This window comes from Dasania marina DSM 21967 (genome assembly GCF_000373485.1).
GTDB lineage: Bacteria > Pseudomonadota > Gammaproteobacteria > Pseudomonadales > Dasaniaceae > Dasania > Dasania marina.
Window position 1 is genome coordinate 101,790 of record NZ_KB891585.1, and the last position, 13,742, is coordinate 115,531.

General features: G+C 48.2%; 13 protein-coding genes. 10 read left to right on the top strand and 3 right to left on the bottom strand.

Annotated elements, in window-relative coordinates; all coding sequences use genetic code 11:
* The first annotated feature begins 71 nt into the window (after positions 1 to 71).
* Both B067_RS0109990 and ung read left to right on the top strand, forming a co-directional pair.
* Positions 72 to 2,468, top strand: coding sequence for a response regulator (locus tag B067_RS0109990; RefSeq protein ID WP_019529942.1), 2,397 nt, complete (start codon positions 72 to 74; stop codon positions 2,466 to 2,468).
* A gap of 6 nt (positions 2,469 to 2,474) precedes the next feature.
* Entirely contained in the window at positions 2,475 to 3,191 is a 717-nt protein-coding gene (gene ung / locus B067_RS0109995) for a uracil-DNA glycosylase (protein WP_019529943.1), read from the top strand.
* 105 nt (positions 3,192 to 3,296) lie between these two features.
* On the opposite strand, the gene B067_RS0110000 is transcribed toward ung, so the two are convergent.
* Positions 3,297 to 4,133 carry an HDOD domain-containing protein gene (locus tag B067_RS0110000; protein WP_019529944.1) on the bottom strand — a complete coding sequence of 279 codons (837 nt, stop codon included), beginning with the start codon at positions 4,131 to 4,133 and terminating at the stop codon, positions 3,297 to 3,299.
* A gap of 66 nt (positions 4,134 to 4,199) precedes the next feature.
* Positions 4,200 to 5,198, bottom strand: coding sequence for a CAF17-like 4Fe-4S cluster assembly/insertion protein YgfZ (ygfZ, locus tag B067_RS0110005; protein ID WP_019529945.1), 999 nt, complete (start codon positions 5,196 to 5,198; stop codon positions 4,200 to 4,202).
* Between the two features lie 203 nt (positions 5,199 to 5,401).
* Here ygfZ and B067_RS0110010 point away from each other — a divergent pair, with 203 nt between their 5' ends.
* Both B067_RS0110010 and B067_RS0110015 read left to right on the top strand, forming a co-directional pair.
* Entirely contained in the window at positions 5,402 to 5,656 is a 255-nt protein-coding gene (locus B067_RS0110010; protein ID WP_019529946.1) for an FAD assembly factor SdhE, read from the top strand.
* Positions 5,640 to 6,065 (top strand): protein YgfX, encoded by a 426-nt coding sequence (locus tag B067_RS0110015; protein WP_019529947.1) that lies wholly within the window; start codon positions 5,640 to 5,642, stop codon positions 6,063 to 6,065. Before B067_RS0110010 ends, B067_RS0110015 begins: the two co-directional genes overlap by 17 nt.
* A gap of 15 nt (positions 6,066 to 6,080) precedes the next feature.
* Here B067_RS0110015 and nadB read toward each other — a convergent pair whose 3' ends face one another.
* Entirely contained in the window at positions 6,081 to 7,670 is a 1,590-nt protein-coding gene (gene nadB / locus B067_RS0110020) for an L-aspartate oxidase (protein WP_019529948.1), read from the bottom strand.
* Between the two features lie 250 nt (positions 7,671 to 7,920).
* Here nadB and rpoE point away from each other — a divergent pair, with 250 nt between their 5' ends.
* From rpoE to lepB, 6 genes are all read left to right on the top strand, one after another.
* Positions 7,921 to 8,514 (top strand): RNA polymerase sigma factor RpoE, encoded by a 594-nt coding sequence (rpoE, locus tag B067_RS0110025; RefSeq protein ID WP_019529949.1) that lies wholly within the window; start codon positions 7,921 to 7,923, stop codon positions 8,512 to 8,514.
* Between the two features lie 53 nt (positions 8,515 to 8,567).
* Entirely contained in the window at positions 8,568 to 9,206 is a 639-nt protein-coding gene (locus B067_RS21260) for a sigma-E factor negative regulatory protein (RefSeq protein ID WP_019529950.1), read from the top strand.
* Positions 9,207 to 10,139 (top strand): MucB/RseB C-terminal domain-containing protein, encoded by a 933-nt coding sequence (locus B067_RS0110035; RefSeq protein WP_019529951.1) that lies wholly within the window; start codon positions 9,207 to 9,209, stop codon positions 10,137 to 10,139.
* 2 nt (positions 10,140 to 10,141) lie between these two features.
* On the top strand, positions 10,142 to 10,621 hold the full coding sequence (locus tag B067_RS20175; RefSeq protein WP_051083844.1) for a SoxR reducing system RseC family protein: 480 nt from the start codon (positions 10,142 to 10,144) through the stop codon (positions 10,619 to 10,621).
* Between the two features lie 163 nt (positions 10,622 to 10,784).
* Positions 10,785 to 12,584 carry a translation elongation factor 4 gene (gene lepA, locus B067_RS0110045; protein WP_019529953.1) on the top strand — a complete coding sequence of 600 codons (1,800 nt, stop codon included), beginning with the start codon at positions 10,785 to 10,787 and terminating at the stop codon, positions 12,582 to 12,584.
* 42 nt (positions 12,585 to 12,626) lie between these two features.
* Positions 12,627 to 13,682, top strand: a complete 1,056-nt coding sequence (gene lepB, locus B067_RS0110050) for a signal peptidase I (protein WP_019529954.1) — start codon at positions 12,627 to 12,629, stop codon at positions 13,680 to 13,682.
* Positions 13,683 to 13,742: the final 60 nt, after the last annotated feature.

Consider the following 13,742-nt stretch of genomic DNA (forward strand, 5'->3'; position numbering starts at 1 on the left):
CATAACAATAAATGAAAGGTAGTTAGGGAGTTTGGTGTGATTAGGAATTCATTAATGGGATTGTGCGTTATATGAGCGACGTAAAAAGCAGTCGCAGTGTGGCCGCAAAACTGAATTTGCTGATAGTGGTGACCACCTCATTAGCTATTTTATTAGTGACCGTGGCGGGGATACATTTTGACTATCAGCAAAGCCAAGAGGAGGTTAGGCGCCTATTAGAAAGCCACGCTAAAGTGGTAGGCAGCAATAACACCGCGGCTATTGTCTTCGATGAGCCTTTCAGTGCTAAAGAGTCCTTAAAGTCATTAGAGATGCTTAGCAATGTCACTATGGCAGTTATTTATAATGGTGATGGCCAGCTCTTCGCTGATTATCAGCAAGACAGCGTGGAAGGTATGCCCATCCCTGCAGTTAAAGCGCCCGGCTATTATGAGGATGGTAACTATCTCAAACTCTATCAGCATATAACGTTAGATCACGATAAGGTGGGTACCATCTTATTGAGTTATGACATGTCCTCGGTGTATCAAAACCTACGCACCATGATTTTTTCTAATTTATTTTTGGGTTTACTGGCCATTAGCGCCTCGGTATTGCTGGCCAGTTGGTTTCAGCGCTTATTAATCCGCCCTATACAAGAGTTGGCCAAGGCAGCCGAAAGAGTCTCTAGCGAGGGAGATTATACGGTGCGCGTGCCGGTAAGCAGCCACGATGAAATAGGGCAGTTAACAGAAGTTTTTAATGAGATGCTGCAACAGGTGCAAGATAGGGATGGCGAGCTGGCTCGCTCCCATGATTTGCTAGAGCAGCGTGTTATTGTCCGCACCAAAGAGTTAACCATAGCTAAAGATCAGGCTGAGCAAGCGGCGCGCTCAAAATCGCAATTTTTGGCCGCCATGAGCCATGAAATTAGAACCCCCTTAAATGGGGTCATAGGCATGTCATCGCTTTTGTCCTCTACCGAACTCAATGAGGAGCAAAGGGACAGCCTAACTACGGTACAAAGCTCAGCCGAATCGTTGCTGACGATTATTAATGACATCTTAGATTTCTCAAAAATTGAAGCCGGCAAAATGGAGTTGGAACCCATAGCGTTTAACCTGCGTGACAGCTTTGAAGAATTAGTTGATGTGATGCGAGTTAAAGCTATAGAGAAGTCTATTTACCTGCAGTTATACATTAACCCCAATGTGGTTGAGTGGGTGACAGGTGACCCCGGCCGCATACGTCAGGTGATGATGAACTTTATCAGTAATGCTATTAAATTCACCGATAGTGGCGGTGTGCTGGTGGATATTAGTAATAAGCGCAATGGCGAAGGCTTAAACCACATGGTTTTTTCTGTGCATGATACTGGCATTGGTATACCACAAAATAAACTAGCCCATGTGTTTGAAGAATTTACCCAGGCTGATAGTTCCACCACCCGCAAATACGGTGGCACGGGTTTGGGGTTGAGTATATCTAATTTATTGGCCCAGCTTATGGGTGGGCGGCTAGAAGTGGCCAGTGAGCTGAATCAGGGTTCAACCTTTAACTTACTTCTAAGCTTGCCCGATGCCGCTGCCGATAAACACCGGGCTAAAGACGATTATTTAACCCAGTTACCACGCTTAAGAGCGGCGCATATTATGGTGGTGGGTGATGTTACAGCGGCCTACCAGATAACCAAAAAATGGTGTTTGAGTTGGACGCCGAACACCCACTACTATCCAACGCTGGATACTGCCAAGACCGCTTTAGCACAACAGAAGAAAACCGATATTATTATATTGGATGAATGCTTAGGGCGGGGTGGGGTAGTGCATTTTGCCGCCGAGTTGCGCTGTAACTTTCCTGAGTTAATTATCCTCATGTTAGCTTCCAAGCAGGAAGACCAAGGCGAGAGTTTGCGGGAAATGGGTGTGGATGGTTATTTGTCGCGACCAGTGAGAGAATTACAGTTACGACAAAGCTTGCTGGATTTACTGCACGATAGGGAGGCTTTTTTAACGGGAGAGCAGTTGCAAAAATCCTTTATCACACCTTTTAAAGACGTAGCCACCACTAGTGCTAAGCTGACGCCGTTGCGTAATCTTCGGGTGTTACTCGCCGAGGATAATGTGGTTAACCAAAAGGTCGCTGTGCGGATGTTGCAAAAGTTAGGTTGTAGTATTGATGTTGCTGCCAATGGTCGTGAAGCTATAAGAATGTGGAAGCAGTTTTCTTACGATCTGATTTTTATGGATTGCCATATGCCTATACTCGATGGCTACGAGGCTACTACAGCTATACGTGAGCAAGAACAAGAGCAAGAAGTGAACGAGCATGTTTGTATCTATGCCTTAACCGCCAACACCATGAGTGATGAAATGGAGCTTTGTAATAAAGTGGGTATGGATGGTTTTGTCAGTAAACCCGTGAGAATAGATGACTTACAAGGTATTATTGAGGAGGTCAGTGCTACCTTAGCTACGTCTACCGTGTGAGTTTTTATGTGTAATAAGCCAACCTTAGCTGCTAGCTTGCCAGCGTCCTGGTCATCGCCCTTAGCCGCTGAATTGAAGAGTGCATACTTTAAAACGTTGTGCGCTTTTCTCGCTGAGCAACAGCAGCTAGGTAAAACTCTGTATCCACCGTCCCCGCTTATATTTAATGCTTTCGAACACTGTGCTTTTGATAAGGTGCAAGCGGTTATCTTGGGGCAGGACCCCTACCATGGCCCGGGGCAAGCACATGGCTTGAGTTTTTCGGTGCCTGCCGGGGTGGCAGTGCCGCCCTCCTTAAAAAATATTTACAAAGAGTTGTATCAGGATTTACAGATTCCCATTGCTAAGCACGGCTGTTTGAACGATTGGGCCCAGCAGGGCGTGCTGTTGTTAAACAGTGTGTTAACCGTAGAGCAGGGTTTGCCGGGCTCACATCAAAACCGGGGTTGGGAAACTTTTACCGATAAAGTCATTAGCACCCTCAGCACTGAGCGCAGCGGTGTGGTGTTTTTTTTGTGGGGGGCTTACGCCCATAAAAAAGCAGCCTTGATAGACCCTACTAAGCATTTGATATTACAGGCAGCGCACCCATCACCGCTATCGGCCTACAGAGGCTTTTTTGGTTGCGGCCATTTCTCGCAAGCTAACCGCTATATGCTAGCGCAGGGGCGTGAGCCGGTGCAGTGGCAGCTGAATGAGGCGCAGGCGTCATTAGCTTTTTAAAGCGCTGGCTTAGTGCAAGTGATGGGTTAACAGAAATGCGGCGGCGCAACACTGTCGTGATGGCCGCCATAGAGGGGGAGGATTACCGGGGGTTGCCCAGTGCAGTTATTGCAGCAGCGCCATAGCGGCTTCCATATCTGCTGAAAGGTCTTCGGCCTCATGGGCGTTGACTTCAGGGTCTAAGCCTAAGCGTTGAAAGGCGCTAATCGGGGTCCAATCCATTTGTGTTAAGGGGTTGTCACTGCCTATGTAACTTTGCAGGTTAGCTACCATTACGATATCGGCATAATCCACTTGTGCAACATTGCGGTCAAAATTCAAATGCTGTTCAGGCACCAGCTGTAGCTCTTCAGGGAAATCCCAAGTCTCTAATATTTTACGACCAATTTGCGGGTGTATGCTGGCGATGACCTCGTCCAATACTTTGATATCTCTTAGTAGGCGGCGGTTATCTTCGGCATAGGTCAAAATAGGTAATACGCCAATTTTATGGACTAGGCCTGCAAGGGTGGCTTGGTCGGGTTTGAGTTTGGTGTAGTGACGGCACAGCACATGGCTAATGCCAGCCACTTCTGTGCTCTTTGCCCACACCTCGCGCATATATTTATCAACGGTATCGGAGGTGGCCTGAAACATTTGCTGCATGGCCAGGCCGGTGGCTAGGTTGGCGGTGTAATCTATCCCTAGGCGCATTACCGCCATTTTTAAATCTTCTATAGGATTACGTGCGCGTAGCAAGGGGCTGTTGGCAACTTTGATAATTCTGGCGGTGAGTGCGGCATCGTTGCTGATAATATTATCCAGCTTTTGTGCATTAACATTGGGGTCGGCTGCTATCTCTCTTACCTGCAGGGCAACCTCAGGCAAGGTGGGAAGAACAATTTTATCGTTGGCGATGGCTTCTAATAAATCGTCTCGAACTTGTTCGGCTACTGTACTCATGTATTTTCCTGTTATTTATTCTTAATACTGGCTGGTAATTGTGGCATGGGTGATTGCAACAGTGCTTTAGTTTATAGCATAGGGCAAATCTAGCATCGTGACAGCTGTCGTTGCCTGTTCCGTGACTACACTCAGGCTTTGCTCTTGGTTGGGGTCAATGTTAAGCACCGCTAAGGCTTCTTGTGTGTTGGGTTTACTAGCTGCGATATTAATAATCTGGCCTACTACCGCGTTAGTGCTGTTGTTGATTATATCCATGCCCTCGGTAAGGATAGCAGAGCCGGTAAGTGCTATGCGGTACAGGCGGCGTTTGACTTTGCCTTTGTATTGCATGCGTGCCACGATTTCTTGGCCGGTAAAACAGCCCTTGGTAAAGCTGATAGCTCCAGTTAGCTGGTAGTTAAGCATTTGTGGGATATATTGATCCACGTTGCTGGCACTAAGCTCTGCTATACCTAGGCGTATTAATTGTAATTGCCAGAGCGAGCTATCGGCGCAATGTAGGCCATTACTAAGGCGGGGCCAGTAGTCGGCCAGCACGCTGTTTTTAATCCAGCATTCATAGAGCTCTTGGCTGGGGTCTATGGCAATAATACTGTAATCGGCTGCGCTGATGCTGGCCAATGGTTGGCTGGGGCAGTCGCCAAAACAGCTGCGTATATTGGCGCTGGCGGCTGGGCCTTTGAGGCCTAGCAAGCTGTACTCGGCACTGCAATCGATTTGCTGAGCTTTAAAAAAGGCTAGGTATTTGGCTAGCTGTTGTTGAGTGCCGCCGAGAATAGATTGGGGTAGCCGCAGCAGGTAATTATCAGCGCTATTTTTGCTGGCTAAAAAATGCGCATAGGCGCGCCCTTTGGGGCTGCTAAAACTGCCGTAGTGGGCCTGTTCTGCACTAATCGCGTTAATATCGCAGCTAGCTTGCCCCTGCAAAAATTTTGCCGCATCTAAACCTTGGGTGGCTAATAGACCGTAGTGGTCTAGTAGGCAAACAACGTTGCTGTCGGTGCTTGCAGGTGCTTTGACTGGGGCAAAGCGGTTAAAAAAATCTGTCCAAGGGTTAGGCATAAAATAGTCTTAGGATGTTGATAGGCTGGCCGCTATTCTACGAGCAATATGCGCTGCTGTCAGCTGATTGCGCTATCGAAGTGCGGTGTGAGTCGTTATAATGCGGCTGTTTTTTACTGTGTATATGCTACGACTTATGCATGGTTTCCGTTTAGGGTCTATTTAGGGCTTACTTAGAGTGTACGTTTTTTAAGGGTTTTACTATGTTATCGGATCAAGAATTTAACCGCATAGGGTGGGCGAGTCGCCGCGGTATGCTAGAACTAGACTTGATCTTAGTGCCTTTTGTTGAGCAGCGCTTACGTAACTTGGATGCGGACGACTTACAACGTTATCTAGATTTGCTGGAGTCTGAAGACAATGATTTGTTTGCCTGGTTTTTAGGCCGTGGCAAACCCGAAGATAACGAGCTGGCTATTATCGTTAATAAAATTATTGCGCATGTGCGGCCCGCTTAAGGTCGCCGTAACACCTTCCTTTTGGCTGAAAAGCTATCTCTGGGCGTTAAATGGTCTGGTGCTAGTGGCGCTGCTGGTTTATCAGCTGCCTTGGTATCTGTTACTGTCCATGCTGTTATTGCAGCTGCTATACGGTTATCACTGTTGGCGGCGTCATTTTTCACCGCAATGTTTACAGGCCCTGCGCCATGATCATGGCCGCTGGCAGTTGTGCTATGCCGAGGGCGATGTCGATGTGGTATTGCGCGCAGCTACCGTTTGGCCTTGGCTAATGGCGGCCAGCTATCATCAGCCACTGACTGGGCAATCACACGCAGTGTTATTGCTGGCTGATAGCTGCCAGCCAGATGATTTTCGCCGGCTTAGCGTATTATTTAAAAGCCGTAAGGCTTATCAAGCGGGTTTTTAGCGGTTCATTTATAGGCTATTGCAGCGGCTCTTTCTTGCTGGGATAGAGTATGGTGTCCTCGGCTTCAGCTAGTGCGTTGGGGTAGTCCAGGGTGTAGTGCAGGCCACGGCTTTCTTTACGGCTTAGTGCCGAGCGTATAATCAATTCGGCGACTGTGGCGAGGTTGCGCAGCTCTAATAAATCATTGCTGACCTTGTAGTTGCTGTAATACTCATTAATTTCCTGTTGCAGTAATTCGGCCCGGCGCAGTGCCCGTTGCAGGCGTTTATTGGTGCGAACTATACCTACGTAATCCCACATAAAGCGGCGCAACTCATCCCAGTTGTGGGAGATAACCACGTCCTCGTCCGAATCGGTAACCTGCGATTCATCCCAGGGGTTAATCTGTAATTTAGGGAAGTCCTGATCCAGATTAGCCATCATATGTTGCGCTGCCGAACGGCCATACACTAAGCACTCTAATAAAGAGTTACTGGCCATACGGTTAGCACCGTGCAGGCCGGTAAAGGAGGTTTCGCCTATGGCATAGAGGCTGGCGATATCGGTGCTACTGTGTTGGTCAACCATAACGCCGCCGCAGGTGTAGTGGGCGGCGGGCACTACTGGCATGGGGTCGCGGGTAATGTCTATGCCCAGTTCTAGGCAGCGAGCTTTTACCGTGGGGAAATGATGCAAAATAAAATCGGGTGATCGGTGGCTGATATCCAAATACACGCAGTCGCTGCCTAGGCGTTTCATTTCATGGTCAATGGCGCGTGCCACGATATCCCTAGGTGCTAACTCGCCGCGCTTATCAAAGCGGTGCATAAAGCGCTCGCCGTTAGGTAGTAATAAACGGCCACCTTCACCGCGTATCGCCTCGGTAATCAAAAAAGATTTGGCCTCGGGGTGATACAGGCAGGTGGGATGAAATTGGTTGAACTCCATATTGGCTACCCGGCAGCCTGCGCGCCAAGCCATGGCGATGCCATCACCGCTGGCACCGTCGGGGTTGCTGGTATAAAGATAGGCCTTGCTGGCACCGCCAGTGCTTAGGGCGACATACTTGGCTTGAAATAGGTCGACATGGCCGGTGTTGCGATCGAGCACATAGGCGCCGTGGCACTGGCCTTGGCGGGTGATCAGGTCTATCGCTACGCGCTGTTCATAGATGTGTATATTGTCGGCTTCTATAGCTCGCTGTATCAACGTTTCTGACACGGCCCGGCCGGTGGCATCTGCCGCGTGAATGATGCGGCGGTGGCTGTGGCCGCCTTCTTTGGTGAGGTGGAAGGACTGACTGGGGTCAGTGTTGCGAGTAAATTGCACGCCTTGCTCAACTAACCAATTGACTAAGTCATTGCTATTGTTAACGGTGAAGGCCACGGCATCTTCGTGGCAAAGGTCGGCACCGGCGGTAAGAGTGTCAGCAATATGGGCAGCGCAGGAATCTTCCTCGTCCAATACTGCCGCTATACCCCCTTGGGCGTAATAGGTGGCGCCCTGGTTGAGCTCACCTTTGCAGATGAGAGCGACCTGTAAGCTGGGGTCTAAGTGCAAAGCCAAGGAAAGGCCGGCAGCGCCACTGCCTATAATTAAAACATCGTGTTGAAGGACTGTGCTCATAAAAGGGAGAGGTGCTTTATTAATTAATGGTTTTTTCTAGTGAGAGGGTCGCGTAAACTCGCCACTGATTTGCTGGCTACAATATGCGCGTAGTATAAGCCCGTAAGCACAAAAAGCGAAATTAAACAGCGTGTTAGCGGAACTATACAAAAAGTAGGGGCTCTTAGGAGGCAAGCATAAAGCATGAAAGAACTTTCACCACACACTACGGTCAAGCCATTGAATAAGAAGTACCCGATTTGGGGGAGCAATGTCTAGCACCCCACAGGCTGACCAACAACTCGTTAAGCGGGTGCAGCAAGGCGATAAGCGAGCCTACGACTTACTGGTATTAAAGTACCAGCACAAGATCTTTGGCTTGATTTCCCGCTATATACGCGATCATTCCGAAATTCAGGATGTGGCGCAGGAGGCTTTTATTAAGGCTTATCGTGCACTACCTAATTTTCGTGGCGACAGTGCGTTTTATACTTGGCTGTACCGGATTGCGATTAATACCGCGAAGAACCATTTGGTATCTCGCGGGCGTCGCCCGCCTAGCGCCGATATAGATGTAGAAGATGCGGAACATTTTGAGGGTGACTCCCCTCTAAAGGATATTGAAAATCCAGAGAACGCCTTGTTTGGTGAAGAGTTGAAAGCGGTATTGGATAACGCGATAGCAGATTTACCCAGTGACTTGCGCACAGCACTAACCTTGCGCGAGTTGGAAGATTTTAGTTATGAGGATATCGCCGATGTGATGGGTTGCCCGGTAGGTACGGTGCGATCACGAATATTTCGGGCCAGGGAGGCAGTGGATAAACAGGTACGAGCGCAGATGGATGGTTTACCAACCGTTTAACTTGGCTAACAGCAGCCAGCAGCCGCGGCATGAGAATGAAGGTAGGGTAGTTTATGAGTGAGCAATTGCGAGAAGCATTGTCGGCATTAAAAGACGGTGAAACGGATGAGCTGGAATTACGTCGCTTGTTAAAACAAGGCGATACTCAGGAGCAGGATCAACACTGGCAATCTATGCATAGGATGGCAGATGTGATGGCAGGGCGTGATGGCCAAGCTTTTTTGCAGTGGGATATTAGTGCCAAGGTCGCGGCAGCTATTGCTGATGAGCCTGCGCATAATGTAAATGAAACGCCGGCAGCGCCTAAAATTGCTCGAAACTGGTATAAGCCGGTAGCGGGTTTTGCCGTGGCAGCCTCGGTGACTATGGCGATAGTGTTAGGCGGCCAAAGCTTAATGACGCCGAATACGGGATTAACGCCTGCGGCTAATACCTTAGCCTCAGGGAATAGTGGTAGAGTTTACCCTGCACAATTAGCGGCTAATGGTGTCGGTAATGTCACTGTTAGCGCCACCTTGGCTCAGCAATGGCCGACACCTGGCACGGGTTTGTCTAGAGCGATAGAGAAGGGCGATTTAACCGCAGAGCAGCGTTTGCATCAATATATGTTGGAGCACACTGAACAATCTTCTCTCAATAACGGCCAAGGCATGATGAACTTTGCCCGCGTTGCTAGTTACGAGGCGCAATAAATGATGTGGCGTGCTATGGCTGTGTTGTCGCTAGCCTTGCTAACGGCGGTCAATCTGGCTGTTGCTGAGCCTCTGGCTGCGCAAGACTGGCTGCAAAAAATGTCTAGCAGCCATAGACAGTTAAATTATCAGGGGCTGTTTACCTATGAGCAGGCCGATAACATCCAGACCATGCGTATTTTTCATGCATTGATAGATGGTGAAGAGTATGAGCGCTTAGAGCGGCTCAACAGCAGTGAGCTTAATGTGGTGCGCAAAGGCCATGGCCCCAGTTGTATGCATGCAGGTGACAAGCTGATCAATCTGCTAAAACAGCAATTCCATAGCCAGGCGGGCATGGCCCATTTTTATGATTTTTCGTTGGCCGGCTACGATAGAGTGGCAGGCCGCAAAGTGGTAGTTTTGGCGATAATGCCCAGAGATAAACACCGCTTTGGCCACCGACTGTCACTGGATGAAGAAACGGGGCTGTTACTGCGCGGTGTGCAATACAGTACCGACAACAAAGTATTGGAGCGCTTTCAGTTTGTAGAGCTGGAGTTGAACGTCGATATTCCTGCCCATATCTTTAGTGATCCCAAACATTCCCAGCAGGCTGCCCATATCGCCCCCGGTGTTAGCGATGATCACCATTATGCCTGGCGTTTAAACTGGGTGCCTGGTGGTTTTAAGCCTATATCAGGCACACCTAAAAAAACCACTGTTGATAGTCAAACCTTTACTGATGGCCTGGCGGTGTTTTCTGTATTTGTAGAGCCCCATAACAACAGTAGCCCCAATGCGGGGGTGCAGGGCAGGGCACAGCGCGGTGCTACCATGGCCTATTCCAGAGCCTTTCAGCTTAACGGTACAACCTATAGGGTCACAGTAGTGGGTGAAATTCCCCAGCTTACCGCTGAGCGCGTCGCCGCCTCTATAGTAGCGGCTAGCTAATTATGATGAGCGAAGTAGCCAGAGTGCTAGCGGTAGATAAGCAGCACTTATGGGTAGAAACACTGCAAAAAAGCACCTGCAATAGTTGTTCGGCACAAAAAGGCTGCGGTTATGGGTTGATGAATGAAGCTGCTCATCAGCGCCGCAATCATTTGAAAGTGGTTATACCTGCAGAAGATAGCTGTCATTATCAGGTGGACGATAAGGTGCAGTTGCAATTCCCCGAGCATTTATTAGTCAGTGGCGCTTTATTAGTTTATCTGCTGCCTCTGCTAAGCATGTTAGCTGCCGGTGCTGTCGCGAGTTATTGGTTTAGCCTAGAGGGTGAGATAGTACTGGCTTCAGCAGTTGGCTTGCTGCTGGGTTTTGTATTGGTTTGGTGGCGCTCTCGCGGCCAGAGTAATATTCTCGCTGCGCAGGTGAGAGTCACGTTGAGTGGTAGGGCCAAAACCGCCTGTGGCGATATTATTCACAGCGCGTAAGTTTCTATAGGTATTCTAAAAGCGCTATTCATAGCTAGATTATCCCCTTTCCTGTAAAATTCGCCGTTTGATTGAAACGAGTCTTATTCGGCCTAACTGTATATCGTGTTGTTAGGGGCTGTGATAAGTGTATTTATGTAGTTTTTTGAAAGTGGTTTAGCGAGTGAGTAACTTAGATTTAATTCGAAATTTTTCCATCATTGCCCATATAGATCACGGTAAATCGACCCTCGCCGATCGCTTTATTCAAACCTGTGGTGGCCTTAGTGCCCGCGAGATGGGCGCGCAAGTGCTGGACTCTATGGATATAGAGCGCGAGCGCGGTATTACCATTAAGGCCCAAAGCGTCACCCTCAATTACAATGCCAAAAACGGTAAAACCTACCAACTTAACTTTATCGATACGCCTGGGCATGTGGATTTCTCCTATGAAGTTTCCCGTTCACTGGCAGCTTGTGAAGGTGCGTTGTTGGTGGTGGATGCGGCGCAAGGGGTAGAGGCGCAATCGGTAGCCAATTGTTACACCGCTATAGAGCAGGGTTTAGAAGTGCTGCCTGTGCTCAATAAAATGGACTTGCCGCAAGCCGATCCTGATACTGTTAAGCAAGAAATAGAAGAAATTATAGGCTTAGATGCTTCTCATGCCATAGCCGTGAGTGCTAAATCCGGCATGGGCGTGGATGATTTACTAGAGCAGTTAGTCGAGTTAATACCACCGCCGGTAGGTAATCTTGATGGCGACTTACAGGCGCTGATTATCGATTCTTGGTTTGATAATTACTTGGGCATAGTCTCGTTGGTGCGTGTTAAGCATGGTCAGCTGCGCAAAGGCGATAAAATCATTATGAAGTCTACCGGTAAGCAGCATATTACCGATAGTGTCGGTATTTTTACCCCCAAGCGTCTGGTGACAGGCGTATTAAAAGCGGGTGAAGTCGGTTTTGTAGTTGCCGGTATTAAAGACATACACGGCGCGCCTGTGGGCGATACTATTACCCACGCCAGTACCCCCAATGTTACGCAGTTGCCTGGCTTCAAAAAAGTGAAACCGCAGGTTTATGCGGGTCTGTTTACCGTTAATTCTGACGATTACGAATCCTTCCGAGATGCTCTGGCAAAGTTAACGCTCAACGATGCATCGTTGTTTTACGAGCCCGAAAGTTCGGACGCACTAGGCTTTGGTTTTCGCATAGGTTTCCTAGGCATGTTGCACATGGAAATTATTCAGGAGCGTTTAGAGCGGGAATACAATCTCGATTTAATTACCACTGCCCCTACGGTTATTTACCAAGTGCTCACCAAGCAAGGCGAGGTGTTAATGGTAGATAACCCTTCGGCCTTACCCGATCCGGGCATCTTAGACGAGGTGCGCGAACCTATTTGTCTCGCCAATATGTTAGTGCCGCAAGAATATTTAGGTGCGGTGATTACCCTGTGCGTAGAAAAGCGCGGTGTGCAAAAAGAGATGCAGTTTTTAGGTAAACAGGTAGCGGTTAGCTATGAGTTGCCTATGAATGAAGTGGTATTAGATTTCTTCGATAGGCTAAAGTCCGTTAGCCGTGGCTACGCTTCTTTGGACTACAGCTTTGAGCGTTTTCAAGAAGCACCGCTGGTTAAGCTGGATGTGTTGATTAATGGCGATCGCGTCGATGCCTTGTCGATAATCGTACACAGAGACCAAGCACAAAGCCGTGGTAGATCCTTAACCGAAAAAATGAAAGAGTTAATCCCTAGGCAGATGTTTGATGTCGCTATACAGGCCGCCATAGGTGGTCAAATTGTAGCCAGGCAGTCGGTGAAAGCACTGCGCAAAAACGTAACCGCTAAATGCTATGGTGGTGATATTAGTCGTAAGCGCAAACTGTTAGAAAAACAAAAGGCTGGTAAAAAGCGCATGAAACGAGTGGGTAATGTAGAAATTCCGCAGAGCGCGTTTTTAGCGGTGTTAAAAGTTGATAGTTAAGCTTTAGTCCTTAACCTTTAAATATAATGATTGGATGTAAATATGGTTAATACGCTGTTATTTGTTGTTTCAGGCATGAGTTTATTGCTGTGGCTAATGCAGGAAAAATTTGCCCGACCACAAATACAAGTACAGTTAGATCGCTGTATTAATGAAGGGCAATCACTATCTGCTGACGAACTACTAGTAAAAACTGTACCCGGTTGGTCAGAGTGGTTTTACCGTGCCACCTTTATTATGTGGCTGGCTTGGGGCGCGTCTATCTTCTTAGTGAAAGATGGCGACTTCGCGCTGGTACTGGTGTGGCTAACCTTGTTTAGTGGTGTGGTGTATGCCTTAGATCATTTTTGTTTTGCGCATAAGCGCAACAACTATGTGGATTCGCCCTCGGTAACGGCATTTTTAGGACGCTATGTGGCCGAGCAAAAAGAGTTATTACTCAGCAACTATGGCCGCGAGTTGATTTTGGCGGAATACGCCAAGTCTTTTTTTCCAGTGTTATTCGTGGTGGTGTTGCTGCGCTCTTTTATTGTAGAGCCTTTCCAAATTCCCTCCGCCTCTATGGTACCCACTCTCAAAGTGGGTGATTATATTTTGGTGAATAAATTTAGCTATGGTCTACGCCTGCCCGTGTTAGGTACCAAAATTATGGCAGTGGGTGAGCCGCAGCGTGGTGATGTGATGGTGTTTTTTCCTCCCCATGATCCGCGTTATTTTATTAAACGGGTAATAGGCTTGCCTGGCGATGAAATTGTTTATAGCAACAAAACTTTAACCATCAACGGCGAGTTTATGCCGCAGGCGTTTGTGGCGCAAATTCACGAATCTGGCCAAGCAGTTAAACTCTATAATGAGCAATTTGGCGACAGCAGCCACACCATACACAATACCATGGCTATAGACCGTGGCGGTTTTACCATGGTGGTGCCGCAAGGCCATTATTTTATGATGGGCGATAATCGTGATAACAGCAGCGATAGTCGTTTCTGGGGGCCAGTGCCAGAGCAAAACATCGTAGGCAAGGCATTTGCTAAATGGATGTATTGGCCGTCTATAACCCAGTTGCCCAGTTTTAGCCGCGCCGGTGTGATTGAATAAAACGCTAGCGGGTATTATGGCAAAAACACACTACAATACTGTCAAAAACAATAAGTGGAG